Genomic DNA, 26,660 nt, shown 5'->3' on the forward strand with positions numbered 1-26,660 from the left:
GTGGGCCGTGGTACCTCGCCCGTAAAGATCGCGCTGACTGTCAGAGGTGGCGGGTAGGCTCGTGAGCAAGATGACAGAGGACCTCACACCGGCCGAGCGGTACGCCGCAGCTCGGATCCGGGCAGCCGAGCAGGCCACCGCACTCGCACCGTTCCGCGAGATGTACGACTTCGGCCTCGATCCGTTCCAGATCGAGGCATGCCAGGCGCTGGAGTCCGGCAAGGGCGTCCTGGTCGCCGCGCCCACCGGCTCCGGCAAGACCATCGTCGGCGAGTTCGCCGTGCACCTGGCCCTCGCCGAGGGCCGTAAGTGCTTCTACACCACGCCCATCAAGGCGCTGTCCAACCAGAAGTACGCGGACCTGGTGAAACGCTACGGCGCGGACAAGGTCGGGCTGCTCACCGGCGACAACAGCGTCAATTCCGACGCGCCGGTGGTTGTCATGACCACCGAGGTCCTGCGCAACATGCTCTACGCGGGCTCCCAGTCGCTGACCGGGCTCGGCTATGTGGTGATGGACGAGGTGCACTACCTCTCCGACCGCTTCCGGGGCGCCGTCTGGGAAGAGGTGATCATCCACCTCCCCGAGTCCGTGACGCTGGTGTCACTGTCGGCGACGGTCTCCAACGCCGAGGAGTTCGGTGACTGGCTGGACACCGTCCGTGGCAGCACCGAGGTGATCGTCTCCGAGCACCGCCCCGTGCCGCTGTGGCAGCACGTCTTCGCGGGCCGCCGGATGTACGACCTCTTCGAGGAGAGCACCGACCACGGCGGCCGGGGCGGCGCCCGCCGCGAGGTCAACCCCGACCTCGTCCGGCTGGCCCGGATGGAGAATCAGAAAACGTACAACCCCCGCGACCGCCGCCGCGGGAAGATGGTCCGGGAGGCGGACCGGGAGCGCGAGCGCCGGCAGCGGGGCCGGATCTGGACGCCGGGCAGGCCCGAGGTCATCGAGCGGCTCGACGCCGAGGACCTGCTGCCCGCCATCACGTTCATCTTCAGCCGGGCCGGCTGCGAGGCCGCCGTACAGCAGTGTCTGCACGCCGGGCTCCGGCTGAACGACGACAGCAGGCGCGCGCGGGTCCGCGAGATCGTGGAGGAGCGCACCGCGTCCATCCCCACCGAGGACCTGCATGTGCTGGGGTACTACGAGTGGCTGGAGGGCCTGGAGCGCGGCATCGCCGCCCACCACGCCGGCATGCTGCCCACCTTCAAGGAAGTCGTCGAGGAGCTGTTCGTGCGCGGTCTGGTCAAGGCCGTGTTCGCCACGGAGACCCTGGCGCTCGGTATCAACATGCCCGCCAGGTCCGTGGTCCTGGAGAAGCTCGTCAAGTGGAACGGCGAGCAGCACGCCGACATCACGCCCGGCGAGTACACCCAGCTGACCGGGCGCGCCGGACGCCGTGGCATCGATGTCGAGGGCCACGCGGTGGTCCTCTGGCAGCGCGGCATGGACCCGGGCGCGCTCGCCGGTCTCGCGGGCACGCGCACGTATCCGCTGCGCTCCAGCTTCCGGCCGTCGTACAACATGGCGGTCAATCTGGTGCAGCAGTTCGGCCGTCACCGCTCGCGCGAGCTGCTGGAGACGTCGTTCGCGCAGTTCCAGGCGGACAAGTCGGTGGTGGGGATCTCCCGGCAGGTCCAGCGGAACGAAGAGGGGATGGAGGGCTACCGGGAGGGCATGACCTGCCACCTGGGGAACTTCGAGGAGTACGCGCGGCTGCGCCGCGACCTCAAGGACCGCGAGACGGAGCTGGCCAAGCAGGGCGCCGTGCAGCGGCGGGCCGCCGCTGCCTCCTCGCTGGAGAAGCTCAAGCCCGGTGATGTCATCCATGTCCCGACCGGAAAGTTCGCCGGGCTCGCGCTGGTGCTCGACCCCGGGCTGTCGGCAGGGCGGGCCAACGGACACCGGGGCATGGAGTATCACGACGGCCCGAGGCCGCTCGTCCTGACCGCCGAGCGGCAGGTCAAGCGGCTCGCGTCGATGGACTTCCCGGTGCCGGTCGAGCCGTTGGAGCGGATGCGGATCCCCAAGAGTTTCAACCAGCGCTCGCCGCAGTCGCGCCGGGATCTGGCGACCGCGCTGCGCACGAAGGCCGGTCACATCGTGCCGGAGCGGCACCGCAAGGGGCGGGCGCCGGCAGCCGACGACCGCGAGATCTCCCGGCTGCGCTCGGAGTTGCGCGCGCACCCGTGCCACGGCTGCGACGAGCGCGAGGACCACGCGCGCTGGGCCGAGCGCTACCACCGGCTGCAGCGGGACACCCGGCAGCTGGAGCGGCGGATCGAGGGCCGGACGAACACCATCGCCCGCACCTTCGACCGTATCGTCGCCCTCCTCACGGAGATGGACTATCTGCGCGGCAACGAGGTCACGGGCAACGGCAAGCGGCTCGCGCGGCTCTACGGCGAACTGGACCTGCTGGCCAGCGAATGTCTGCGCGAAGGTGTCTGGGAGGGGCTCTCCCCGGCCGAACTGGCCGCGTGCGTCTCGGCGTTGGTCTTCGAGGCACGCCAGTCGGACGACGCGGTGGCTCCCCGGCTGCCCACTGGCGCGGCGAAGGCCGCGCTCGGCGAGATGGTCCGTATCTGGGGCCGGCTCGACGCGCTGGAGGAGGACTTCAAGATCAACCAGGCGGAGGGCGTCGGCCAGCGCGAGCCCGACCTCGGCTTCGCCTGGGCCGTGTACATGTGGGCGTCGGGCAAGGGACTCGACGAGGTGCTGCGGGACGCCGAGATGCCGGCGGGTGACTTCGTCCGCTGGTGCAAGCAGGTGATCGACGTCCTCGGGCAGATCGCCGCGGCGGCGCCCCGCGAGAACAGCACGGTCGCGAAGAACGCGCGCAAGGCGGTCGACGCGGTGCTGCGCGGGGTCGTGGCGTACAGCTCGGTGGGGTGACGGCGGCCCGAGTCGCCCGATTCAGTGACCTGTTGGGCTCTTACGGGTGAATTGGGAAATCACTCAGGGTAGTTGATGGCATGCTCTCCGTGCGCACCGATGACCGGTGCCCGGGTTCCACGTCCTCAACAAGGAGCAGCCGCATGCGCGTTCGTCAGTCCCTCCCCGCCCTCGTCGGCGCCGTCGCCATGGTCCTGGGAATGTCCACCGCGGCGACGGCGGCCCCGTCCGCCGCGACGCCCTGTGGGTACTACGCGTCGTCCAGCGACTCGTACTACAACCACTGCACGAATGACGGCTCGCGCGTCGTCATCGAGGTCGAGGTCTCGGGCTGGAACTACGAGAAGTGTGTGGGCCCGGGTGTCACCTGGCTCGGCTCGACGAGCAAGGTCAGCGACGCCTGGTATGTGGGCCGCACCTGCTGACCTCCTCCGCGGAAGGGCCCGGACACCGAGTGTCCGGGCCCTTCGTCATGCGGCCAACCGCCGTGCGAGCCCGGCCAGTTCGGGCGTACGCAGCACACGGTCGCCGTATCCGGGCAGGGGCACATGGAGCGGGTCGGTCCAGCGGCGGGGGATCGCGGCAAAGCCGTAGGCGGCGCCGGCGAGCGCACCGGTGACCGCCGCGACCGTGTCCGTGTCCCCGCCCAGGTCGATCGCCGCGGCGAGGGAGGCCTCGAACGAGTCGGTGGTCCGCAGCGCCCAGAGGGCCGAGCCCAGACACGGCCACACCGCCCCGTTGAACTCCGTGGCGTCGTCCGGGTGCCAGCCGGGGTCGAGCACCGTCGCCCAGCGCGGACGGTGGTCCTCGCGTACGTCCCGGAGAGTACCGGGCACGGTGGCCACCGGGTCACCGCCGTCCAGCGCCACCCGGATCAGCTCGTGCAGCACGGCCGTGCCCTCCCACGCCGCCGCGTCACCGTGGGTGAGCGCCGCGATCCGGCGGGCGGCCGACATGGTGGCCTCGCGGCCGGCGGCGGCGAAGTACACGGCGGGGGTGGCCGCGCGCATCAACGAGCCGTTGCCGGCGGCACGTCCGGAGTGCTGGAAGTGGAGTGGGGCGGCGAGGTCCCAGGGATCGCCGCCAGGGCGTGTTTGAGAAGTAGCGTCGTCCGCCCGGTGGGGCGGGGCCCGCGGCGTCTGGTGCGTGCGATCGCAAGGCGGAGGATCAGCCTCGTACTGGACGTACTTGGATGACTCCGACAACGCGGCGAGCGCGCGTGCCAGGCGCCGCGGGCCAGACGGGACTTCTCAAACACGCCCTAGTCAGGACCTGTTCCGTCTGGAGCCCGATGTCCTTGGGGTCGGCCGCGGCCCAGCGTCTGAACCGGTCGAAGATGTCGGGCAGTTCGAGGCCGCCGCGCTCCAGCAGTGAGTCGCCGATCAGGACCGCCATCTGCGTGTCGTCGGTCGCCTCGCCCGGCTCCCAGCCGCCGCCTCCGCACATCTCGCCCACGCCGTCCGGGAAGCGGGCGGCGAAGACGCCGGCGGGGCCGAACTCGAAGGGCGCTCCGAGCGCGTCGCCGACGGCGGAGCCGACGACCGCTCCGCGCGCGCGGTCGTCGCGCGCGGTTCTGTCCGAGGGGGCCGGGTGGTCCGGTGGGGTCATCCGGCCAGGATAGGGAGGCCGGGCGCCGTCCGGCGATCGAGGGGAGTCCGGCCTCAGGCCGTCGGGTTCTCCTGCTCGCGCTCCACCCGCTCGTTCCATTCGCGCTTGACCGCCCTCCACGCCTCGTCGTTCTGGCCCAGCCGCCAGTAGCCCGAGATCGACAGCCGCTCGCGCGGGATCTGCCGGTCGTGCCGCAGATGACGGCGGAGCTCCTTCACGAAACCGGCCTCGCCGTGGACGAAGGCGTGCACGTCACCGGCGGGGAACTCCAGCGCCCGTACGGCGGCGACCAGCGCCTCGCCGACCGGACGGCCCCCGCGGTGCAGCCAGACGATCTCCGCGCCGGCGGGAGCGGCGATCTTCTGCTCCTCCTCGGGCGCCTCGACCTCGACGAAGACCTTGATCCTGGCGCCCTCGGGAGCCTGCTCGACCGACGCGGCGATGGCGGGCAGCGCGCTCTCGTCACCGACGAACAGATGCCAGTCGGCGGCCGGGTCGGGGGCGTACGACCCGCCGGGGCCCAGGAACCGCACCGTCTCGCCGGGCTTCGCGGCGGCGGCCCAGGGCCCCGCCAGGCCCTCGTCGCCGTGCACCACGAAGTCGATCGTGATCTCCCCGGCGGCCGGATTCCACTCGCGCACCGTGTACGTACGGGTGGTGGGCCACTGTTCGCGCGGGAAGTCCTCGCGGATCCGGTCCATGTCGAACGGCTCGGGATAGCTGACACCCTCGGCGGCGAACAGCAGCTTGACGTAGTGGTCGGTGAATCCGCCGGACCGGAGCCCGGCGGGTCCCTCGCCGCCGAGGACCAGGCGCACCATGTGCGGTGTGATGCGCTGGGTGCGTATGACCCGCGCCTCCTGGACCTTCGGTGACCTGCGGGCCGGCTCTGCTGCCACGGCGTCTCCCTCGACTCGTGCGGCACGCGACCGCCGCTCGGCGGGCGTGCGGTGCTTAGGTATGCCTAAGTTAACACCACGCTGTCGGCCCGCGCGCGATATGTGCGTACCGATGTGTGTACCGATACGCGTCCCCGATACGCGCCCCCGGTGTGCGCCGCGCCGTCACTTCCCGAGCGTGGTGAGCAGCCGGTGCATGGCGTTGTTCAGACCCCACCGCGCGGCCAGCGCCTCCACCAGCTCCGGGTCGAGCGGCTCGGAGGGCAGCGCCGGGTCGAAGTCCGGCAGCGGTACGTCCCCGGCGACCCGCACCACCTTGGGCGCGACCGCCACATAGGCCCTGGCCTCATCCAGCCGCTTGCGCTGCGAGGGCGTGAGCCCGGACCGCGGGTCGTCCACCGCCGCCATGATCCCCGCCAGATCGCCGTACGCGTCGAGCAGCTTGGCCGCCGTCTTCTCGCCGATCCCGGGCACGCCCGGCAGCCCGTCGCTCGGGTCGCCGCGCAGAAGCGCCAGATCGACATAGCCGGGCCCGTCGACCCCGTACTTCTCGCGCAGCCACGCCTCGTCCGTCACCTGGAGCGACCCGACCCCCTTCAGGGGATAAAGCACCCGCACCTGGCGGGCGTCGTCCACCAGCTGATACAGGTCGCGGTCGCCGGTGATCACATCCACCGGGCCGGCGGCGCGGCCGGTGAGGGTGCCGATCACGTCGTCCGCCTCGTAACCCGCCACGCCGACCCGGGCGATCCCCAGCGCGTCGAGCACCGCCTCGATTATCGGCACCTGCGGGGCGAGCGTGTCCGGGGTCTCCTCCTCGTCCGGACCCTCCGGCCGCTCCACCGCCACGCGATGCGCCTTGTACGACGGGATCAGCTCCACCCGCCACCGCGGCCGCCAGTCGTTGTCCCAGCAGGCCACGAGGTCGTCCGGATGGTGGTCCTGGACGAGCCGGGCGATGAAGTCGAGCAGGCCCCGGACCGCGTTGACGGGCGTGCCGTCAGGGGCACGCACCGAGTCGGGGACCCCGAAATAGGCCCGGAAGTAGAGGGAAGCGGTGTCGAGGAGCATCAGGCGTCGCGTCACACCCCGATGATGCCGTATCCCACTGACAGTGGCCGGACGGTGGACCGGTCCCGTCGGCACCGGCGCCCGTACCGGTCTGACCTGCGCGGCAGCGCGCCGAGTGGTGTGGACCACATAAATGTTTGGGTCATGAGGACCAGGGCAGGCGCGCACACGGAGCGGACCCGGACACGGACTCACGAAGACCGTCGACCGGACATCACGGGCAGACCCCGTGCCGCTCCACGGCCCGCCGGCGGGGGTGGCGGGCCGTTTCTCATTTCGACGGCGTGAGGTATATGTGTCCAGGCTGCAGGCGGAACACCTGTACAAGGTATTCGGCGCACGACCCGGTGAAGCGGTGGGGAAGCTCGAAAGCGGCGCGGACCGCGAGGAGTTGCGCGCCGAAGGTACGACCGCAGCGGTGATCGACGCCTCGTTCTCCGTCGATCCCGGTCAGATATTCGTCGTGATGGGACTCTCCGGATCCGGCAAGTCCACCTTGCTGCGGATGCTCAACGGACTGCTGGAACCGACGGCCGGCAGAGTGCTCTTCGACGGCCAGGATCTGACCGCCCTGAGCGCGGCCGAGCTGCGTACCGTGCGCTCGACCAAGATCAGCATGGTCTTCCAGCACTTCGCGCTCTTCCCGCACCGCAGCGTGCTGGAGAACGCGGGATACGGCCTGGAGGTGCAGGGCGTCCCACGCGCCGCACGGAACAAGCGCGCCACCGAGGCGCTGGAGCTCGCGGGGCTGGCCGGCTGGGAGAAGGCCTGGCCCGACGAGCTGTCCGGCGGTATGCAGCAGCGCGTGGGTCTGGCCCGCGCGCTGGCCACCGACGCGGACCTGCTGCTCATGGACGAGTCGTTCAGCGCGCTCGACCCGCTGATCCGCCGTGACATGCAGGACCAGCTCCTGGAGCTCCAGAAGCGGCTGAAGAAGACCATCGTCTTCATCACCCACGACCTCAACGAGGCCATGCGGCTCGGCGACCGGATCGCCGTGATGCGCGACGGCGAGATCGTCCAGCTCGGCACCGCCGAGGACATCCTCGTCACGCCGGCCAACGACTACGTCGCCTCCTTCACCCAGGACGTCGACCGCTCACGGGTGCTGACCGCCGGCGCGATCATGGCGGACGCCGACACCGCCCACGGCCTCCGTACGGAGGGCGGCAAGGAACTGCGTACCGATGAGGACGTGCTCGCGGCGGCGCCCGCCAGCGTCACCACGAGCACCCCGATCATCGAGCTGTTCACCCCCTGCTCCACCAGCTCGGTTCCCGTCGCCGTCACCGACGACGAGGGGCGGCTGGTCGGAGTCGTACCGCGCGCCAGGCTGCTCGCCGTGCTCGGCGAGCCGATGACGCCCGCCGACGCGCCCGTCGGTAAGCCGGCGCCGGTGACCGACGGCGCCCCGGCGGAGCTGTCCGTGGGCAAGGAGGCGGCCAGTGCCTAGGCTCCCGCTCGGCGAGTGGGTCGACAGCGGGGTCGACTTCCTCCAGCGCCATCTCTCCTGGCTGTTCGACGCCATCAGCTCGCTCGTCACCGGCATGTTCGACGCCGTCGACGCGGTGCTGAGCGGCCCCGAACCGCTTGTCCTCGCCGGCATCCTGGCCGTGCTCGCCTGGTGGCTGCGCGGACTGCTCGCCGCCGTACTCGCCTTCGCCGGGTTCGCGCTCATCGACTCGATCGAGCTGTGGGAACTCGCGATGTCGACGCTCTCGCTGGTGCTCGTCGCCACGATCGTCATCCTGGTCGTCGCGGTGCCGCTCGGTGTCTGGGCCTCCCGCTCGGCGACCGTCAGCGCCGTCATCCGGCCGGTGCTCGACTTCATGCAGACGATGCCCGCGATGGTCTATCTGATCCCCGGCATCATCTTCTTCGGCGTGGGCGTGGTGCCCGGCATCATCGCCACGATCATCTTCGCCCTGCCGCCCGGCGTCCGTATGACGGAGCTGGGCATCCGGCAGGTCGACGCCGAACTGGTCGAGGCCGCCGAGGCGTTCGGCACCAGCCCGCGCAACACCCTGCTGCGCGTCCAGCTCCCGCTCGCGCTCCCGACGATCATGGCCGGCATCAACCAGGTGATCATGCTGGGTCTTTCGATGGTCGTCATCGCGGGCATGGTCGGCGGCGGCGGCCTCGGCGGCGCCGTCTACCGTGCCATCGGCAACGTCGACATCGGCCTCGGCTTCGAGGCGGGCGTCTCCATCGTCATCCTGGCGATGTACCTCGACCGGATGACCGGCGCGCTCGGCAGGCACGTCTCGCCGGTGGGCCGCCGCGCGCTGGCCAAGGCGCAGGCACTGAGCGGTTCGTTCAAGATCTGGGACCACCGTCCGCGTCCCTCGGTCGCCGTCGTCGGCGTGGTCGTACTCGCGCTCGTCGCGGGCGGCATGAGCATCTTCGGCGGCGGCAAGACCTCGACGGTCGCGGGCGACGGCGACGTCGGCCAGGGCAAGAAGATCAGCATGGGCTACATCCCCTGGGACGAGGGCATCGCGTCCACCTTCCTCTGGAAGGAGCTGCTGGAGCGGCGCGGTTACGAGGTCGAGGCCACCCAGTACGAGGCCGGGGCGCTCTACACCGGCCAGGCCAACGGCCAGATCGACATCCAGACCGACTCCTGGCTGCCGACCACGCACGCCACCTACTGGGCCAAGTACCAGGACAAGCTGGAGGACATGGGCTCCTGGTACGACGAGACGTCCCTGGAGCTTTCCGTGCCCGGCTACGTCAAGGGCGTCGACTCCCTGGCCGATCTCAAGGGCAAGGCCGGCCAGTTCAAGGGCCGGATCATCGGTATCGAGCCCAGCGCGGGCGAGATGGGCATCCTCAAGGACAAGGTGCTCAAGGAGTACGGCCTCGAAGGCGAGTACAAGGTCGTCGACGGCTCCACGCCCGGCATGCTCGCCGAGCTGAAGCGCGCGTACGAGAAGAAGGAACCGGTCGTCGTCACGCTCTGGTCCCCGCACTGGGCGTACAACACCTACGACCTGAAGAAGCTCAAGGACCCCAAGGAGACCTGGGGCAAGGGCGACGGCGTGCACACGCTCGCCCGCAAGGGCTTCTCCGCCGACAACCCGGGAGTCGCCAAGTGGCTCAAGAACTTCGAGATGACCGAGGACCAGCTCACCAGCCTCGAAGCGGAGATCCAGGGCGCCGGCAAGGGCAAGGAGCAGGACGCCGTACGCGCCTGGCTCAAGGACAACCCCGGGCTGGCCGACAAGTGGACCCCGGTCGCCGGGGTCAGCAAGGGCGCCAACGGCAAGGACGAGCGTGAACGGCCCATCGAAGTCGCCTGGTTCCCCTGGGAGGAGGACATCGCCGCCACGTATCTGTGGAAGGCGGTGCTGGAGGAACGGGGCTACACGATGAACCTCAAGCAGTTCGAGGTCGGCCCGATGTACGCCGCGCTCTCCCGGGGGCAGATCGACGTCCAGTTCGACGGCTGGCTGCCCAACACCCAGAAGAGGTACTGGGACAAGTACGGCGACAAACTCTCCGACCTCGGTTCCTGGTACGGGCCGACGTCCCTGGAGATCGCCGTGCCCAGTTACGTCAAGGGTGTCGACTCACTGGAGGATCTGAAGGGCCGCGAGGACGAGTTCAAGGGCCGGATCGTCGGTATCGAGCCGGGCACCGAGACCATGAACCTCCTCAAGAACGACGTCCTGCCGGGCTACGGCCTGGACGGCGACTACAAGGTCGTCGACAGCTCGACGCCGGGCATGCTGGCCGAACTTGAGCGGGCGTACGGCAAGAAGGAGCCGATCGCGGTCATGTTGTGGACCCCGCACTGGGCCTACAACGAGTACGAGCTGACCAAGCTGAAGGATCCCAAGAAGGCCTTCGGCGATGGCGATCAGATCCGGACCGTGGCCAACAAGGACTTCCCCGAGAACTACCCGCAGCTGACCAAGTGGTTCAAGGACTTCAAGCTCAGCGAGCAGCAGCTCGCCGGTCTGGAGAACGAGATCCAGAAGCGCGGCGCGGGACATGAGGAAGAGGCGGTCAAGGCATGGATGGACAAGAACCCGGGCATTGCGGACCGGGTCGCCCCGCAGTGAGCGGTCGGCGCTGAGCCGTGGGCGGTAGGCCGTAGCGCTCAGCGGCAGTGGCGGAAAGTAGCGGGCGGACACCGTGAGAGACGGTGTCCGCCCGCTGTTTGTGCCCACCGCGCTCTGGGGGTGCGCTCGGCGCTGAGCGTCGTACGTTGGAGCTGTGGCCCTCGGACACGTCCTACGGGTCGGTAACCGGATCCGGACGGATCGGCGGCGGGTGAGACAGACCGTACTTACACGGCCGTCAACTCTGAGAAGATGACGATCCGGCCGGAGGGAGCCCAGACATGGACGACAAGGAAGCGCTCAGGGTGGGCGCCGCCGTCCGAAGACGGCGCAGGTCCCTCGGGCTGACGCTGGCGGCCGTCGCCGACCGCAGCGGACTGTCCGTACCCTTCCTCAGCCAGATCGAGAACGAACGGGCCCGGCCCAGCACCCGCTCGCTGGAGCGGGTGGCCGAAGCCCTGGAGACCACCACCGCCGCGCTGCACGCCGCGGCGGACTCGGCGCGCACCGTCGATGTCGTCCGGGCCCACGAGGGCGGCCATGGCGTGCGCAGGGTGGCACGCGGCGGACACCAGCTGCACGCCAAGGAGTACACCGGCGAGCAGGACACCGGGCGCGAGCACCAGCACCGCAACGACGAGGTCATGTACATCGCCGACGGTGCGGCCGAGGTCGAGGCCGAGGGGCGGGCCTACCGCCTGGAGCGCGGCGACACGCTGTATCTCTCGGGAGGCGTCAGGCACCGCTGGCGCGCCACCGAGCCCGGCACCCGCATCCTGGTCGTCGCCGTCGCCGAGCACATCGACGCGACGTTCGACACCCGGCGCTGAGCGGCGGGCGCCGCCGTGCGGACGGGGCACGCGGTGCGGGCGGACGGCGGGGGCCGCAGGATCGTCTCGCTCGTCCCCTCGCTCACGGAGGCCGTCGCGGTCACCGCGCCCGGACTGCTGGTGGGCGCCACCGACTGGTGCGTCCACCCCGTCGGCCTCGACGTCGTACGTGTCGGCGGCACCAAGAACCCCGACATCGCCGCGATCACCGCGCTCCGCCCCGATCTCGTCGTCGCCAACGAGGAGGAGAACCGCGGGCCCGATCTGGCCGCGCTGCGGGCGGCGGGCATCGAGGTGCTGGTCACCGAGGTGCGCGACCTCGACCATGCCTTCGCGGAGCTGGAGCGGCTGCTCGTGACGGGCTGCGGGCTCACGGTGCCGCGCTGGCTGGACGAGGCCCGCGACGCCTGGGCGGCGGTGCCCCCTCCGTACGGAGGGCGCCGGGCGGTCGTACCGATCTGGCGCAGGCCCTGGATGGTGCTCGGGCGGGACACCTTCGCCGGGGATCTGCTCGCCAGGCTCGGTGTCCACAACGTCTACGGCGACCGGGCCGAGCGCTACCCCCGTATCCCGCTGGACGAGCTGCGGGCCTCGGGGGCCGACCTGGTCGTCCTGCCCGACGAGCCGTACCGCTTCACCGCCGACGACGGCCCGGAGGCATTCCCGGGGCTGCCTGCGGCGCTGGTCGACGGGCGGTTCCTCACCTGGTACGGGCCGTCGCTGGCCCAGGCGCCGGCGGCGCTGCGGGCAGCACTCCGCTGACGAGACCGTGGACCGTACGGGTCCAAGCGACCGCCCACGCCGCTGTCAGCAGGGCGAACAGGGCGAACGCGAGCCAGGTCAGGGCGGCCGGGCCGGTGGTGCTGCCGAGCCCGGCGGCGCCGGTCACACAGGTGCCGACCGGGAAGGTGAAGGCCCACCAGGTCATCGAGAACGGCATTCCGCGCCGGGCGCCACGTACGACCATCGCGACCGCCAGGGCCAGCCACAGCAGCGCGAAGCCCAGCACCGGGACGCCGTACAGCAGCGCGAACGCGTCCAGCGCGGACAGGTACGGGGACGAGGACCCGAGCGCGCCGGGGGCGGCCTCGGCGAGATGGCCGACCGCCGTCGTGGACTGCCCGAGCGGCCCGAGTACGAGGAAGAGCGCCGGCGTCAGGGCGACGGGCAGCGGACCGAGGAGAACCAGCCGTCCGAAGATCAGCGGCAGCAGGGTGAGCGTGGCGAGCAGGCTCAGTCCGAACATCGCGTAACAGCCCAGCAGCAGCGTCCCGCGCCACTGCCCGGCGGGCAGATACGGGATCAGCGCCGGGCCGAGCGCCGCCGACACCATGGGGGCCACCACCGGCAGCAGCCACACCGGGGACGCGTCGGCCGCCCGTATCCGGTGGCGGACCACCATCAGATACGGGATGCCCACCGCCGCCGCCAGGCCGGCGAGCGTGCCGGCCGTGAAGAGCACGGCGTCCACGGCCACGGCCGCGCGTGCGCCGATCACGTGCCGGCCCACGGTGAGGGTGGCGCCGCCGACCGCGAGCAGGGCCATCGCGAGGCATCCGTAGAAGGGCGCCGCGGCGGGGTCGAGCAGCTGGGCGCGTGCCTGGTCGCGGTGGTGGATCCAGTGCCCGGCGCGGGCGGCGAGGACGAGCAGGAGCATCAGCGCCGACAGCGCCCAGACGGTGGCGCAGAAGGCGCGCGACGCGGGGGCGAGCGACGGGGCCCAGGGGAGTGCGGCGCCCGCGCTCGCGACGATCGCCGTCCCCATCACGCTCGCGTACCAGTTGGGGCCGACATGGCGCAGGGCCGGGAAGCGCCGGGGGGCCTGCCGCGCGGTCGGCTGGACGGCTGGGTCCAGCGTGGCGAGGACTACCGGGGCGGTGGGGGCGTTCGGAGCAGTCGGAGCAGTCGGAGCAGTCGGAGCAGTCGCGGCGTTCGGCGCGGTCGGGGCGAGGCTGGGCATACCCGCACCCTCCTCGCTCCGTGCCCTCCTCACCAGGCCCCTTGGCGCTATGAGGCCATAGCCTGCGTATATGACCGATGAGCCTCCTCCGACCCTCGCCCACCGGGTGCCCGAGCTGGGCGCGCTGGAACTGCTCATCGCCGTCGCCCGGCACGGCAGCATGGGCGCGGCCGCCCGCGAGCTGGGCATCAGCCAGCCTGCCGCGAGCAGCCGGATACGGTCCGTCGAACGGCAGCTCGGCGTCAGCCTCTTCGACCGGTCGCCCAGCGGCTCCCGGCTCACCCGCGCCGGCGCGCTCGTCACGGACTGGGCCCGGCGGATCATGGAGGCGGCGGAGGCCTTCGACGCGGGCGCGCAGGCGCTGCGCGACCGGCGTGACTCACGGCTGCGGGTCGCCGCGAGCATGACCATCGCGGAGTATCTGCTGCCCGGCTGGCTCATCGCGCTCCGCGCGGCCCGGCCGGACACGGCCGTCTCGCTCCTGGCCGGCAACTCGGGCGCCGTGGCCGCGCGGCTGACCGGCGGCGAGGCGGACATCGGCTTCGTGGAGGGCCTGGCCGTGCCCGGAGGGCTGGACGGCACGGTGATCGGCCGCGACCGGCTGGTGGTCGTGGTGGCGCCGACGCACCCGTGGGGCGACCGGCGTACGGCTCTGACACCCGCCGAGCTGGCGGCGGCACCGCTGATCCTCCGTGAGGAGGGCTCGGGTACCCGGCAGGTGCTCGACGCCGCGCTCGCCTCCTACGGAGGTCCCGCCGAGCCGCTGCTCGAACTGTCCTCGACGACGGCGGTCAAGGCGGCGGTGGTGAGCGGCGCCGGGCCCTCGGTGCTCAGCGAACTCGCCGTGGGGGAGGAACTGGCGTCACACCGGCTGAGGGAGGTGGAGGTGGCGGGGATCCGGCTGCGGCGCGAACTGCGTGCCGTCTGGCCGACCGGGCACCGCCCCAGCGGACCGGCCCGCGACTTGCTGGCCCTGACACGCGCGACCCCTTGACCGCTCACGTCGCGCCCCGAAAGCCCCGAGAGCCGTACCCCGAAAGCCGCGCCCCGGACGATCGGGGCGCGGCCATGAGCGGCGGAGCGTCAGCGCTGGTGGCGCCAGGGGCCGGTGATGGCCACCTGGATGCCGGGGCCCTGGATGCTCGCGTACAGCGTCTTGCCGTCGGGCGAGAAGACCACACCGGCGAACTCGCTGTACTCGGGCTCCTCGGCGGTGCCTTCGTTCAGCTCGTTACGGGCGATCGGGTAGGTCCTGCCCTCGTCCGTCGCGCCGAACAGATGCTGGATTCCGTCGCCGTCCTCCGCCAGGATCACACCGCCGTACGGGGAGACCGTGATGTTGTCCGGGCCGTCGAAAGCGCCGTCCTTCGACGGGTCCTGGTTGATGCCCAGGATCAGCTTCAGGGTCAGCTTGCGGCGGGCCGGGTCGTAGAACCACACCTGGCCGTCGTGCTGCTTGGGGCTCTCCTCACGCGCGTAGGAGGAGACGATGTACGCGCCGCCGTCGGCCCACCACATGCCCTCCAGCTTGCGGGCGCGCGTGACCTGCGTGTCGGTGAACTGCTCGCGCACCGACACGGTCTTGGCGTCGCGGTCGGGCACGGTCACCCAGTCGACGCCGTAGACCGTCCCGGCCTTCGTGGCGCGGGAGAGGTCGTCCACGAACGCGCCCCGGGAGTCGAAGCACTTGAAGGCCTCCAGCACACCGGCGGTGTCGGAGAGCTCGCGCAGCTTGCCCCGGCCGTGGCGGAAGCCCTTCGGCGGAGTCCAGCGGAACAGCAGGCCGTTCGGCTCGTCGGCGTCCTCGGTGAGATACAGATGGCCGCGCTTGGTGTCCACGACGACGGCCTCGTGGTCGTACCGGCCGAGCGCCTTGATCGGCTTGGGATGCAGGTTCGCGCGGCGGTCGTACGGGTCCACCTCGAAGACATAACCGTGGTCCTTGGTCATGCCGTCCTCACCGGCCCTGGTGGTGTCCTCCTCGCAGGTCAGCCAGGTGCCCCACGGGGTGCGTCCGCCCGCGCAGTTCTCCTGCGTACCGGCCACGCCGACCCACTCGGCCACGGTCTCGCCGTGCTTGGAGACCTCGACCACGGTGCAGCCGCCGGGGGCGGCGGGGTCGTACACGAGTCCCGGCGTGAGCGGCACGGGGAAGTCGACCTCCGCGCGGTCGCCGCCGATCTCGTGGTTGGTGACCAGGAGCGTGGAGCCGCGCGTGCCCCGGAAGGCGGCCGTGCCGTCGTGGCTGGTCGGCGTGAACTCGCCGCTGTCCAGCTTGGTGACACCGGCGTGGGTGATGACCTTGTACGAGAAGCCGGCGGGGAGCGCGACCAGCCCCTTCGGGTCGTCGATCAGGGGGCCGTACCCGGTCTTGCTGCCGAGCGCCTGGGAGGACCTGGCCTCCTGGTCTCCGGTCGCGGCGGCTTCCGCGTCCTCGTCGGCGTAGGCGTACGCGCTGGCGGTGGAGAGGACACCGGCGGTACCGACGAGGGTGAGGCCCACGGCGGCCGAGTTCTTGGAGAAGTCTCTACGGGTGATGGGCACGTTCATCTCCTGGGGATGCGCTGTGGGGCGGCCGAGGTGACCGGAGCCTGGGCTACGGTTCCCTCCATCCGCGAACGGCGGGTGAACGGGACACCATCAACGCATGCTGTCTCACCGGCCGGGCGGCCGTGCGCCCACCCGCCCCCGCTCGCGCGCCGCGGCCACCAGTGCCGCCATCACGCGCACGTCCTCGCCCATCTCGGGATGCCACTGGACCCCCAGCACCCACCGCTCGTCCACCAACTCGACGGCTTCCACGGTCCCGTCGCCCGCGTACGCCGAGGGGATCAGGCCCTCGCCCAGCCGGTCCACCGCCTGGTGGTGCGAGGACGGTACGTCCGACTCCTCCGGTACGACGGTTCCGTAGCGCGTCCCCGGCACCGGCTTCACGGGGTGCTCGCCGAACACGCCGGGCGTCGTGGCCGTGTGGCCCTCCAGATGCTGGACGAGCGTCCCGCCGAGGGCGATGTTCAGCAGCTGCATGCCCCGGCAGATCGCCAGCAGCGGCGTTCCGGACGCCAACGCCGCCTCGATCAGGGCCAGTTCCCAGTCGTCCCGTTCCCGGGCGGGCGGTCCGGTACGGGGGTCGGGCTCGGCCCCGTACCGTACGGGCTCCACATCCGGACCGCCCGCGACGACCACCCCGTCGAGCCGGGCGACCACCGAGGCGGCGGTGGCCGACTCGTCCGGCGGGAGCATGACGGCCACACCGCCCGCGCGCTGGACGAGCCGGGGGTACCCCAGGGGCAGCAGGGCCGCGGGGAGATCCCAGACGCCCCACTTGGCCGACGTCTCCAGATACGTGCTGACGCCGATGAGCGGCTTCACTGAACGTTCCTCCGTTGTGGTGCTGTGCAGTGCTGTGGCGCTGTTCTGCGGTGCTGTCCGGTCAAACACGCCCTAGTCCCGTTCGAGCTCCGCCTCGGCCGCCGCGAGCGCGGCGAACTCCTCCTCGGGCGCGGCGGCGACCAGCCGGTGCCGACTGTAGAAGGCGAAGTAGGCGAGTGCCACGACATAGACGCCGAGCGCGATGAACGCGGCGTCCTTGTCCACCAGGAAGGTCGCCACCAGCGCGGACAGGGCCAGTACGAAGGCCACTCCGGAGGTCAGCATGCCGCCCGGTGTCCGGTACGGACGGTGCAGACCGGGCTCGCGGCGCCGCAGTACGAGATGGGAAAGGGCCATCAGGGCGTAGGAGATGGTGGCGCCGAAGACCGCGACGTTCAGCATCCGCCCGCCGTTGCCGCTGCCCGCGGCGAGGGCGAAGCCGATCGCGCCGGGGATCAGCAGCCCCAGATAGGGCGCCTTGCGGCTGCTCGTCAGGGAGAGGAAGCGGGGCAGATAGCCGGCGCGGGAGAGCGCGAACAACTGCCGGGAGCCGGCGTAGATGAGGGAGAAGAAGGACGCGACGAGACCGGCGAGACCCGCGTAGTTGACGAACCGGCTGAGCGCGGTGGGATCGCCGTCGCCCTGGAGCGCGACGACCAGCGGGTTGCCCGCCTCCTGGACTGCGGCGGAGCCGCGGGCGCCGGTGGCGGCGAAGAACGTGATCAGGGCCAGCAGCGCGAGGACGGCCATCGAGATCGACAGCGCCCTCGGCATCGAGTGCACCGGGTCCTTGGCCTCCTCGGCGGCCAGCGGCACACCCTCGACGCCCAGGAAGAACCACATGCCGAAGGGGAACGCGGCCCAGATGCCCAACAGGCCGTACGGCAGCCAGGAGTTGGAGCCGAAGGCGTCCTCCTGGACGGGGATGTCGTTGAGGTTGCCGCTGTCGAAGTCCGTGAAGGCACCCACGGCGAAGATCAGCAGCGCGGCCACGGCGATGGCCGTCACGACCAGGCTGAAGCGCAGCGCCTCGCCGACTCCCCAGAGGTGGATGCCGATGAAGATCGCGAAGCAGGCGAGATAGACGGGCCAGCCCGCGTCCAGCCCGAAGAGGTTGAGCGACTCGACGTAGTCACCGATGAAGATGGAGATCGCGGCCGGCGCCAGGATGTACTCGATGAGGATGGCCGTGCCGGTCAGGAAGCCGCCCCAGGTGCCGAGCGCGCGGCGGGCGAATCCGTAACCGCCGCCCGCCGTCGGCAGGATGGCGGACAGTTCGGCGAGCGAGAAGACGAGACAGGCGTACATCGCGCCCATCAGGAGCGTCGCGATGGCGAGTCCGCCGAAGCCGCCCTCGGAGAGTCCGATGTTCCAGCCGGAGAAGTCCCCGGAGACGACGTAGGCGACGCCGAGGCCGGTCAGCAGCAGCCAGCCGGCGCTGCCGCGCTTCAGGGTGCGGCGTCGCAGATAGTCCGTGGCGGCGTCCGGCGCGGGGCCGCCGGCCGGACGTGACGGATCGGCTGGTGGGATACGGGAGTCCGTGCCTTCGGCCATGAGCCGCTCCTGCCTGGGGTTCCTGCCACGGGTCAAAGGTGTGAGGCCATACCATTGCGGCCTCATACGCCCAGGCGCAAGCCCCCTGCGTTAAACGACTGTTACGGCGACCGCTACGGCCCCGCACGGTGGGGACGGTCGCGGCCCCGCGCGGCCCACCCCCCTCGCTACCCGCTCTCAGGCCAGAAAACCCCGCAGCAGCGCCGCCGTCCCGCCGCAGTGCTCGCGCATCACCTCGCGCGCCGCCTCCGCGTCGCCGTCCAGGACCGCCTCCACCAGCGCGGTGTGCTGCTGCTGGGAGTGCTCCAAGTTCCGTACCAGCAGCGGAATGCAGTCCAGCAGATCGTTCACCGTCGCGCGGACCGACACATAGCTCTCGGTCAGCCGCGCCGAGCCGGACAGCTCCGCGAGCGTCAGATGCAGCAGTGTGTCGCGGCGGCGGTAGTCGCCCAGCGGGGCGTCGTGCGTGGCCGCGAGCGCCGTACGCAGCCGGGCCGCCCCCTCGCCGGTCAGACCGTGCGCCGCGCACAGCCCGGCCGCCCCGACCTCCAGCACCTCGCGGAAGCGCAGCACGTCATCGATGTCGACCCCCGAGACGCGGCGGCGCAGCTCCTCCTCGGCCCCCTGCGACGGGGTGTCGGGCCGGCGCAGGACGAACGTGCCGCCGTAACGCCCCCGCCTGCTCTCCACCAGACCCTCGTCGGCCAGCACCTTCAGCACCTCGCGCAGGGTGACCCGGCTGATCCGCAGCCGCTCGGCCAGGTCCCGCTCCGCGGGCAGCCGTTCGCCGCCCGCCACCAGACCGAGGCGCAGCACCTGCATGATCTGCTCCAGCGCCTCCTCGAACCCGTTGCCCGCCCGTACGGGGCGCAGGACGGGCGTCAGCCGGTCGGCGGGCTCACTCTTCCTCGCCGCGTCCTTCTTCGCCACGTCGCCGTTTCCCCTTCCCAATCAATGGTCTCGCGGAATACCTTAAGGTCCCCGGCTGGCCGATGGAGGAGTTGTCCCGTGGCAGACCGCATCCCCCCGCTCTCCGTCGACGAGCTGCGTGCCCTGGTGGCGAGCGGCGAGATCGACACCGTTGTCCTGGCCTTCCCCGACATGCAGGGCAGACTCCAGGGCAAGCGGTTCGCCGCGCCCTTCTTCCTCGAAGAGGTACTGGAACACGGCACCGAGGGCTGCAACTACCTGCTCGCCGTCGATATCGAACTGAACACCGTCGACGGCTACGCGATGTCTTCCTGGGACCGCGGTTACGGCGACTTCGCCATGCGTCCCGACCTCGCGACACTGCGCCGCGTCCCCTGGAACGAGGGCACGGCGATGCTTATCGCCGACCTCGCCTGGAACGACGGCTCACCGGTCGTCGCCGCGCCCCGCCAGATCCTCCGCCGCCAGCTGGAGCGCCTCGCCGGCCACGGCTACACCGCGCATGTCGGCACCGAACTCGAATTCATCGTCTTCAAGGACACCTTCGAGCAGGCCTGGGACAGCGGCTACCGCGGCCTCACCCCCGCGAACCAGTACAACATCGACTACTCCGTCCTCGGCACCGGCCGGATCGAGCCGCTGCTGCGCCGGATCCGCAACGACATGACCGCCGCCGGCCTGACCGTCGAATCCGCCAAGGGCGAGTGCAATCCGGGCCAGCACGAGATCGTCTTCCGTTACGACGAGGCTCTGCTCACCTGCGACCAGCACGCCATCTACAAGACCGGTGCCAAGGAGATCGCCTCGCAGGAGGGCGTCTCGCTCACCTTCATGGCCAAGTACAACGAGCGCGAGGGCAACTCCTGCCACATCCATCTCTCGCTCCAGTCCGCCGACGAGCCCGGCACGAACGTCATGGCCGGCGACGACGCCCACGGCATGTCACCGGTGATGCGCCACTTCCTGGCCGGCCAGCTCGCCGCGCTGCGCGACTTCTCCCTGCTGTACGCGCCGAACATCAACTCCTACAAGCGCTTCGCGCCCGGTTCCTTCGCCCCGACGGCCGTCGCGTGGGGCAATGACAACCGCACCTGCGCGCTGCGGGTCGTCGGCCACGGCCGCTCCACACGGTTCGAGAACCGGCTGCCCGGCGGCGACGTCAACCCCCATCTGGCCGTCGCGGGCCTGGTCGCCGCGGGCCTGTACGGCATCGAGCACGAGCTCGAACTCCCCGAGCCCTGCACCGGGAACGCCTACACCTCCGAGTACGAGCAGGTCCCCACCACCCTGCGCGAGGCCGCCGGACTCTGGGAGCGCAGCCCCATCGCCAAGGCCGCCTTCGGGGACGAGGTCGTCGCCCACTACCTCAATCTGGCGCGTGTCGAACTCGCCGCGTTCGACGCCGCCGTGACCGACTGGGAGCTCCGCCGCTCCTTCGAACGCATGTGAGGAAACGAGCCGTGCCCGACCAGCCGCCCCACGCCCACCAGATCCTCGACCCGGCGACCGAGGAGGTCGTCGCCACCGTCCCCGCGACGACCACCGCCGAGGTCGACGCGGCCGTCGTACGGGCCGCCGCCGCCCAGCACACATGGGCCGGCGCCGCCCCCGCCGACCGCGCGCGCCTGCTGCGCCGATTCGCCGCCGTGGTCGACGGCCACCTCGAAGAACTCGCCGGGCTGGAGGTCAAGGAGGCCGGCCACACCGTCGGCAACGCCCGCTGGGAGGCGGGCAACGTCCGCGATCTCCTCGACTACGCCGCCGGGGGAGTGGAGCGACTGACGGGCCGTCAGATCCCGGTCGCGGGCGGGCTCGACATCACCCTCCTCGAACCGCTCGGTGTCGTGGGCGTCATCGCCCCGTGGAACTTCCCGATGCCCATCGCCGCCTGGGGCACCGCCCCGGCCCTGGCGGCAGGCAACGCCGTACTCCTCAAGCCCGCCGAGACCACCCCGCTGACCGCGCTGCGACTGGCCGAACTCGCCCTGGAAGCGGGCCTGCCGGAGCATCTGTTCCAGGTCCTGCCGGGTGCCGGAGAGGTCGCGGGCCGGGCACTGGTCGAGCACCCGGGCGTGGCGAAGATCGTCTTCACCGGCTCCACCCGGGTCGGCAAGGAGATCATGGCCACCGGCGCGCGCCTCGTGAAGCGCGTGACCCTCGAACTCGGCGGCAAGAGCCCCAACATCGTCTTCGCCGACGCCGACGTGGAGCGAGCGGCTGCGGAGGCGCCCATGGCCTTCCTCGACAACGCCGGACAGGACTGCTGCGCCCGTACCCGCATCCTCGTCCAGCGCACCGCGTACGACCGGTTCCTCGAACTCCTCGCCCCCGCCGTGCGATCGGTCGTCGTCGGCGACCCGTCGGACGAGAAGACCCAGATGGGCCCGCTGATCTCGCGCACCCAACTGGAGCGCGTGCGCGGGTACGTCTCCGATGACCGGGCGGCCGTCCGGGGCAGCGCCCCCGACGGGCCGGGCTTCTGGTTCCCGCCGACCGTCCTCACCGACCTCCCGGCCGACGACCCCGCCCTGACCGAGGAGATCTTCGGCCCCGTCGCCGTCGTGATCCCGTTCGACGACGAGGAGCACGCCGTCCGCCTCGCCAACGACACCGAGTACGGGCTCTCCGGCTCCCTCTGGACCCGCGACCTCGGCCGCGCGCTGCGCGTCTCGCGCGCCGTCGCCGCCGGCAACCTGTCCGTCAACTCCCACAGCAGCGTGCGCTACTCGACGCCCTTCGGCGGCTACAAGCAGTCCGGCGTCGGGCGTGAGCTGGGCCCCGACGCCCTCACCGCGTTCACCGAGACCAAGAACATCTTCATCAGTACGGAGGCCTGACCCATGCCCGACGAGATCAACCAGAGCGCCGAGACTCCCGTCTGCCGCCGGCTGGTCGGCCGCACCGCCGTCATCACCGGCGCGGGCAGCGGCATCGGTCTCGCCACCGCGCACCGGCTCGCCTCCGAAGGGGCGCACGTCGTCTGCGGCGACATCGACGAAAGCGCGGGCAAGGCGGTGGCCGACGACGTGGGCGGCGTCTTCGTCCAGGTCGACGTCACCGACGCGGAACAGGTCGACGCCCTCTTCAAGAAGGCGTTCGACACCTACGGCAGTGTCGACATCGCCTTCAACAACGCGGGCATCTCGCCCCCCGAGGACGACTCGATCCTCACCACGGGCATCGACGCCTGGCGCCGGGTCCAGGAGGTCAACCTCACCTCCGTGTACCTCTGTTGCAAGGCCGTCATCCCCTACATGCGACAGCAGCGGCGCGGCTCGATCATCAACACCGCGTCGTTCGTCGCGACCATGGGCGCGGCCACCAGCCAGATCTCGTACACCGCCTCCAAAGGAGGCGTGCTCGCCATGTCACGTGAGCTGGGCGTGCAGTTCGCCCGCGAGGGCATCCGGGTCAACGCGCTCTGCCCGGGGCCGGTCAACACCCCCCTGCTGCGTGAGCTGTTCGCGAGCGACCCGGAGCGGGCCGCGCGGCGGCTGGTGCACATCCCGGGCGGGCGGTTCGCGGAGGCGGAGGAGATCGCCGCGGCGGTGGCGTTCCTGGCCAGCGACGACGCGTCGTTCGTCAACGCGACGGACTTCATGGTCGACGGCGGTATCGGCGGGGCGTACGTGACCCCTCTGTAGGGCCGCCCCCGGGGGCTCTTAGGGTGGCGGAATGAGCATGACGACGCCGCCCGGCTGGTACGCGGACCAAGGCGTGCCCGGCACCGAGCGCTGGTGGGACGGGAACGCCTGGACCGCGCACACCCGGCCGCTCGGTGGTACGGCTCCTGTAGCGGGGCCGTACCAACAGCCGTACCGGCAACCGCCGACGGTGCCTCCCGGGCCGGCCGGCGGCCGGGGCGGCGGTCGCGCGCGGGGCCTCGCCGTGGCCGGAGTCGGCGTGCTTGTCGCAGCCGCGATCGTCGTCGGTGTCACGCTCCTCGGCGACGACGGGACCACGACCGTGCCCCGGTCCGCCCCCACCACCACCACCGGCGAGCCCGCGCCGGGACCGACGGCCGGCACCGGCGAGAGCCCCACGGCCGAGCCGAGCGCCGACCCCGACGTCCTGGTCGACCAGCTCAACGGCATCACGCTGCCCATCCCCGACGACTGGGAGAAGTCGGACAGCCTCGTGGACCGCGCGGTCACCATGACGACCGTGGCGGACCGCGAGTGCCCCGGCGAGACGAACCGGTACTGCCGCTACGGCCGGGTCATGTCCGCCACCGCCACCCAGACCGACGCGGACAGCCCCGAAGCCCTCGCCAAGGAGGACATCCAGGACGCGTCGGACGCCCTGTACGACGAGGACACCATCGGCAACACCCCCTACGGGAACGTCACTTCGCACACCGTCGTCAAGTCCGAGGCCGTCTCCGTCACCGGGCGCACCGGCTATCTGGTGCGCTGGAAGGTCACGACGGGCAAAGGCCAGGGCGGTTACGTCCAGTCGCTGGCCTTTCCCTCCGCCATCGGCGCGGGATCACTGGTCGTCGTCCGGTTCGCCTTCGACGCGGGGCCCGAGGGCCCGCCCGTCAGCGGAATGGACACGATCACCAAGGGCATCCGGACGATCGGTGACAGCACGGGCGGCGTCGGCAGCTCCATCGGCCCCTCCTGAGCGGTGCCTCAGAGGTACGTACGGCCCTCGCCCCGGTACGTCGGCACCGTCGCCGTCACCCGGTCACCCTCGATCAGCACCAACTCGTCGAAGCGCTCGCACAGTTCGCCGGCCTTCGCGTGCCGGAACCAGACCCGGTCGCCGATCAGCAGATCGTCGGCGGCCGAGCCGAGCAGCGGGGTCTGCACCTCGCCCGCGCCCTCCTGGGCGTCGTACCGCAGACCCTCCGGGAGATACGGCTCCGGCAGCCGGTCCCGGCCGGCCGGCCCCGACGCCGGATAGCCGCCGCCGAGCACGGTGACCACGCCGACACCGGGCCTGCGCACCACCGGCTGCGCGAAGAGCGCGGCCGGACGGCCCCTGAAGGACTTGTAGTTGTCGAACAGCCGCGGCACGTACAGCCCCGACCCGGCGGCGATCTCCGTGACCGAGTCCTCGGCCGCGGTGTGCTGCACACTGCCCGTGCCGCCGCCGTTGACGAACTCCAGCTCCGGCGCCACCAGCCGCACCGCGCGCACCACCGCCCTGCGCCGCTCGGCCAGTTCCTTGCGCGCGGCGGACTGCATCAGCCGCACCGCGCGCGAGCGCAGCGGGCGGCCCGCGACCGAGTCACCGACACCGGCGACATGCCCCTCGTACGCCATCAGCCCCACCAGCCGGAAACCGGGCCTGCGGACGACCGACCTGGCCAGCTCGGCCAGTTGCGCGGGCTCCCGCAGCGGTGAGCGCAGGGAACCGATCCGGACCCGCCCGCCGAACATGTGGAGCGCCGTGTCCAGCTCCAGACAGACCCGGATCTCCTCCGTGCCGCCCGCCCGCGACAGATCGACGAGGTCCAGCTGCGCCGGATCGTCGATCATCACCGTCACGGCGGCCGCGAGCTTCGGATCGGCCGCGAGCTCCGCGAACGCGCCCCGGTCGACCGACGGATAGGCGAGCAGCACGTCGTCGAAACCGGCACGTGCCAGCCACAGCGACTCGGCCAGCGTGAACGACATGACGCCCGCGAAGCCGTCGCGTGCCAGGACCCGCTCAAGCAGCGCGCGGCAGCGCACCGATTTGCTGGCGACCCTGATCGGTTTGCCCGCCGCCCGGCGGACGAGATCGTCCGCGTTGGCGTCGAAGGCTTCGAGATCGACGACGGCGAGCGGGGCGTCCAGATGTGCGGTGGCCCGGTCGTACCGGGCCCGGTCGGCGGCGCGGGGAGTCATCTTCCGAGCTTGCCAGACGGGCCTACCCGACGGTAGGGCCCGTCCTTCGGGTCTTGCCGGACTCGCGGGGTCCGGCACGCACGCCCGCCCCGTAGCCCTTCGGGCACGGGATGCCCGCCTCGCGCTCGCACGCACCGGTCGCCCTGCGGCCCGCCCGCCGTGCGGCCGGCGCTGGGCCGTGTCTGCGAACTCCCGCCCGGCGCGCGACGCCTGGCACGGCGTCTCACCGCGTTGGAGCACTCTCGAAGGCATCCGAGTACGTCCAGTACGAGAGCGATCCTCCGCCTTGCGAGGCACCGTACCAACGGGGCATCGGCCGCCCCGCGGCCGCGGCCGGCCCCGCCCTGCGGGCGGACGGGGCTACCAGGCCGTGTCTTCGAAGTCCCGCCTGGCCCGCGGTGTCTGGCACGGCACCTCGCCGCGTTGTCGGAGTCGTGCGAGTACGTCCGGTCCATCTACGGGGCTGATCCTCCGCCTTGCGATCGCACGCACCGGACGCCGCGCGCCCCGCCCTGCGGGCGGGCGGCGCCCTCCTCCCGCCACCGCCGTACCCACTTGTGAGCCGTGGGCCGCGAGACACCCGTCTCGGCCGCCACATGAGCAACCGGGCGACCGGAAAGCACACGCTCGACCAGCAACCGCCTCCCGAAAACAGTCAGCCGGGCATTACGGTGGGACACGAAGACCTCCGAGTGGTGCGGTCCTAGACAGCTCCACCACACCGGAGGTCTTCGCCATGATCAAGCCCGACCAGTGTCAACAACGCTCGTGATCAAGGGGGCACGGGAGGTGCCCGCCGCGTCGTCGGAGTCGGCCGAGTACGGCCGGGCCATCCGCAACGCGGATCCTCCGCCTTGCGATCGCGCGCGCCAACGGGACATCGGCTGCCCCGCAGCGGGCGCAAGTCCCGCCTTGCGGGCGGACCACGCCCATTGTCGGACATGGCCCAGGGGACGTTCTGGTCAGATCCGCCCCGACCTGCGGACCTGTTCCCGCGCGGTGCTCTCCAGCCCGTAGAGTGACGCCCACGCGGCGACGAACGGGCCTGCCCCGTCCGGCGATCCGCCGTGGACAAGGCCGTGATCACAGGGGGGCGGATGAGTACCGAAGCGCGGCGCGCGCCCTTGCCGCCCCGCCCCGCCGGCCCACCGCCACCGTCGGGACCCCCGCTCGCACAGCCCGCCCACGGTCGCGACGACGCCACCGGATCCGACCGCACCGAGAAGCCGCGCACCGAGCCCACGGAAGCGCCGGGCGGAGCGCCCGCCGGGGCATCGGGCCGGTCCTCCGGCGGGACGCCCGGCATACCCCCGCGACCGTCCGGACCGCCCCCACAGCGACCGCCCGCGCAGCGAACGGGCCCACGGTCCACCGTGCCGCCCGACGAGGACACGGCCCGCCTCCGCGCCGTACCCCCGGCGCCGCCCGCCGGCGGCGTACCGCCCCGGCCCGTCCGGCCGCCCGCGACACCGCCACCGCCGTCGGCGCCGACATCAGCGGCCACGGGCAGGCCCATCCCGCTCCCGCCGCCGCCCCCCGGCTACCAGATCTCCCGCGAGACCCCGCGCCGCCCGGCCGGGCCGCCCGCCCCGCCGTACCGAGGGCCCGCCCCCTCCGGCGGCCGGCCGCTCCC

The 26,660-nt window shown here is 71.6% G+C and carries 19 protein-coding genes and 2 pseudogenes; 11 read left to right on the forward strand and 10 right to left on the reverse strand.

Annotation, left to right across the window (positions count from 1 at the left end; translation table 11 throughout):
• Positions 1-70: 70 nt before the first annotated feature.
• Both OIE74_RS31475 and OIE74_RS31480 read left to right on the forward strand, forming a co-directional pair.
• Positions 71-2,899 carry a DEAD/DEAH box helicase gene (locus OIE74_RS31475; RefSeq protein ID WP_329392519.1) on the forward strand — a complete coding sequence of 943 codons (2,829 nt, stop codon included), beginning with the start codon at positions 71-73 and terminating at the stop codon, positions 2,897-2,899.
• Between the two features lie 143 nt (positions 2,900-3,042).
• Positions 3,043-3,324: a DUF6355 family natural product biosynthesis protein gene (locus OIE74_RS31480; protein ID WP_329389665.1), complete on the forward strand. Its 282-nt coding sequence runs from the start codon at positions 3,043-3,045 to the stop codon at positions 3,322-3,324.
• A 45-nt stretch (positions 3,325-3,369) separates the two neighbouring features.
• Here OIE74_RS31480 and OIE74_RS38695 read toward each other — a convergent pair.
• The 3 genes and pseudogenes from OIE74_RS38695 to OIE74_RS31500 all read right to left on the reverse strand — a co-directional run bounded on the left by OIE74_RS38695 (position 3,370) and on the right by OIE74_RS31500 (position 6,492).
• A pseudogene (locus tag OIE74_RS38695) lies at positions 3,370-4,507 on the reverse strand (ADP-ribosylglycohydrolase family protein).
• 53 nt (positions 4,508-4,560) lie between these two features.
• Entirely contained in the window at positions 4,561-5,406 is an 846-nt protein-coding gene (locus OIE74_RS31495; RefSeq protein WP_329389671.1) for a siderophore-interacting protein, read from the reverse strand.
• A 165-nt stretch (positions 5,407-5,571) separates the two neighbouring features.
• The gene (locus OIE74_RS31500; protein ID WP_443076291.1) at positions 5,572-6,492 is read right to left on the reverse strand and encodes a 5'-3' exonuclease; all 921 of its coding nucleotides are present in this window, start codon (positions 6,490-6,492) and stop codon (positions 5,572-5,574) included.
• A gap of 280 nt (positions 6,493-6,772) precedes the next feature.
• On the opposite strand from OIE74_RS31500, the gene OIE74_RS31505 reads away from it, so the two are divergent.
• From OIE74_RS31505 to OIE74_RS31520, 4 genes are all read left to right on the forward strand, one after another.
• Positions 6,773-7,930, forward strand: a complete 1,158-nt coding sequence (locus tag OIE74_RS31505; protein ID WP_329389673.1) for a quaternary amine ABC transporter ATP-binding protein — start codon at positions 6,773-6,775, stop codon at positions 7,928-7,930.
• Entirely contained in the window at positions 7,923-10,544 is a 2,622-nt protein-coding gene (locus tag OIE74_RS31510; protein ID WP_329389675.1) for an ABC transporter permease/substrate binding protein, read from the forward strand. Before OIE74_RS31505 ends, OIE74_RS31510 begins: the two co-directional genes overlap by 8 nt.
• 281 nt (positions 10,545-10,825) lie before the next feature.
• Positions 10,826-11,374, forward strand: a complete 549-nt coding sequence (locus tag OIE74_RS31515; protein WP_329389677.1) for a helix-turn-helix domain-containing protein — start codon at positions 10,826-10,828, stop codon at positions 11,372-11,374.
• Positions 11,375-11,389: 15 nt separating this feature from the next.
• Positions 11,390-12,136: a helical backbone metal receptor gene (locus OIE74_RS31520; protein WP_329389679.1), complete on the forward strand. Its 747-nt coding sequence runs from the start codon at positions 11,390-11,392 to the stop codon at positions 12,134-12,136.
• On the opposite strand, the gene OIE74_RS31525 is transcribed toward OIE74_RS31520, so the two are convergent.
• Positions 12,075-13,139 carry a C4-dicarboxylate ABC transporter gene (locus OIE74_RS31525; RefSeq protein ID WP_443076390.1) on the reverse strand — a complete coding sequence of 355 codons (1,065 nt, stop codon included), beginning with the start codon at positions 13,137-13,139 and terminating at the stop codon, positions 12,075-12,077. The genes OIE74_RS31520 and OIE74_RS31525 overlap by 62 nt on opposite strands.
• A 265-nt stretch (positions 13,140-13,404) precedes the next feature.
• On the opposite strand from OIE74_RS31525, the gene OIE74_RS31530 reads away from it, so the two are divergent.
• The gene (locus OIE74_RS31530) at positions 13,405-14,328 is read left to right on the forward strand and encodes a LysR family transcriptional regulator (RefSeq protein WP_329389683.1); all 924 of its coding nucleotides are present in this window, start codon (positions 13,405-13,407) and stop codon (positions 14,326-14,328) included.
• An 89-nt stretch (positions 14,329-14,417) separates the two neighbouring features.
• On the opposite strand, the gene OIE74_RS31535 is transcribed toward OIE74_RS31530, so the two are convergent.
• The 4 genes from OIE74_RS31535 to OIE74_RS31550 form a co-directional block, all read right to left on the reverse strand.
• On the reverse strand, positions 14,418-15,878 hold the full coding sequence (locus OIE74_RS31535) for an alkaline phosphatase PhoX (RefSeq protein ID WP_329389685.1): 1,461 nt from the start codon (positions 15,876-15,878) through the stop codon (positions 14,418-14,420).
• Between the two features lie 111 nt (positions 15,879-15,989).
• The gene (locus OIE74_RS31540; protein WP_329389688.1) at positions 15,990-16,706 is read right to left on the reverse strand and encodes a gamma-glutamyl-gamma-aminobutyrate hydrolase family protein; all 717 of its coding nucleotides are present in this window, start codon (positions 16,704-16,706) and stop codon (positions 15,990-15,992) included.
• Positions 16,707-16,778: 72 nt separating this feature from the next.
• Complete coding sequence (gene eat / locus OIE74_RS31545) at positions 16,779-18,260, reverse strand: ethanolamine permease (RefSeq protein ID WP_329389690.1); 1,482 nt, start codon at positions 18,258-18,260, stop codon at positions 16,779-16,781.
• A 177-nt stretch (positions 18,261-18,437) separates the two neighbouring features.
• Positions 18,438-19,190: a FadR/GntR family transcriptional regulator gene (locus OIE74_RS31550; RefSeq protein WP_329389692.1), complete on the reverse strand. Its 753-nt coding sequence runs from the start codon at positions 19,188-19,190 to the stop codon at positions 18,438-18,440.
• Positions 19,191-19,268: 78 nt separating this feature from the next.
• Between OIE74_RS31550 and OIE74_RS31555 the strand changes: the two genes are divergently transcribed.
• From OIE74_RS31555 to OIE74_RS31570, 4 genes are read left to right on the forward strand one after another with little or no spacing between them, the layout of a single operon-like run.
• Positions 19,269-20,639, forward strand: a complete 1,371-nt coding sequence (locus OIE74_RS31555) for a glutamine synthetase family protein (RefSeq protein ID WP_329389694.1) — start codon at positions 19,269-19,271, stop codon at positions 20,637-20,639.
• 11 nt (positions 20,640-20,650) lie between these two features.
• Positions 20,651-22,027 (forward strand): aldehyde dehydrogenase family protein, encoded by a 1,377-nt coding sequence (locus OIE74_RS31560; RefSeq protein ID WP_329389696.1) that lies wholly within the window; start codon positions 20,651-20,653, stop codon positions 22,025-22,027.
• A gap of 3 nt (positions 22,028-22,030) precedes the next feature.
• Entirely contained in the window at positions 22,031-22,834 is an 804-nt protein-coding gene (locus tag OIE74_RS31565) for a 3-oxoacyl-ACP reductase (RefSeq protein WP_329389698.1), read from the forward strand.
• 31 nt (positions 22,835-22,865) lie between these two features.
• The gene (locus OIE74_RS31570) at positions 22,866-23,816 is read left to right on the forward strand and encodes a DUF2510 domain-containing protein (RefSeq protein ID WP_329389700.1); all 951 of its coding nucleotides are present in this window, start codon (positions 22,866-22,868) and stop codon (positions 23,814-23,816) included.
• Positions 23,817-23,824: 8 nt separating this feature from the next.
• Here OIE74_RS31570 and OIE74_RS31575 read toward each other — a convergent pair whose 3' ends face one another.
• Complete coding sequence (locus OIE74_RS31575; RefSeq protein WP_329389702.1) at positions 23,825-25,027, reverse strand: amino acid deaminase/aldolase; 1,203 nt, start codon at positions 25,025-25,027, stop codon at positions 23,825-23,827.
• A 527-nt stretch (positions 25,028-25,554) separates the two neighbouring features.
• Positions 25,555-25,707, reverse strand: a pseudogene (locus OIE74_RS31580) (helix-turn-helix domain-containing protein); the annotation flags it as partial.
• Positions 25,708-26,660 lie beyond the last annotated feature (953 nt).

Origin of the sequence: Streptomyces sp. NBC_01716 (assembly GCF_036248275.1) — a bacterium.
Lineage (GTDB): Bacteria > Actinomycetota > Actinomycetes > Streptomycetales > Streptomycetaceae > Streptomyces.

Excerpts from the sequence above, each read along its gene's own strand:
- OIE74_RS31565 (WP_329389698.1), top strand. The coding sequence starts at position 22,031 with ATGCCCGACGAGATCAACCAGAGCGCCGAGACTCCCGTCTGCCGCCGG.
- OIE74_RS31570 (WP_329389700.1), top strand. The coding sequence starts at position 22,866 with ATGAGCATGACGACGCCGCCCGGCTGGTACGCGGACCAAGGCGTGCCC.
- eat (WP_329389690.1), bottom strand. The coding sequence starts at position 18,260 with ATGGCCGAAGGCACGGACTCCCGTATCCCACCAGCCGATCCGTCACGT.
- OIE74_RS31515 (WP_329389677.1), top strand. The coding sequence starts at position 10,826 with ATGGACGACAAGGAAGCGCTCAGGGTGGGCGCCGCCGTCCGAAGACGG.
- OIE74_RS31575 (WP_329389702.1), bottom strand. The coding sequence starts at position 25,027 with ATGACTCCCCGCGCCGCCGACCGGGCCCGGTACGACCGGGCCACCGCA.
- OIE74_RS31475 (WP_329392519.1), top strand. The coding sequence starts at position 71 with ATGACAGAGGACCTCACACCGGCCGAGCGGTACGCCGCAGCTCGGATC.
- OIE74_RS31480 (WP_329389665.1), top strand. The coding sequence starts at position 3,043 with ATGCGCGTTCGTCAGTCCCTCCCCGCCCTCGTCGGCGCCGTCGCCATG.
- OIE74_RS31525 (WP_443076390.1), bottom strand. The coding sequence starts at position 13,139 with ATGGGGACGGCGATCGTCGCGAGCGCGGGCGCCGCACTCCCCTGGGCC.
- OIE74_RS31530 (WP_329389683.1), top strand. The coding sequence starts at position 13,405 with ATGACCGATGAGCCTCCTCCGACCCTCGCCCACCGGGTGCCCGAGCTG.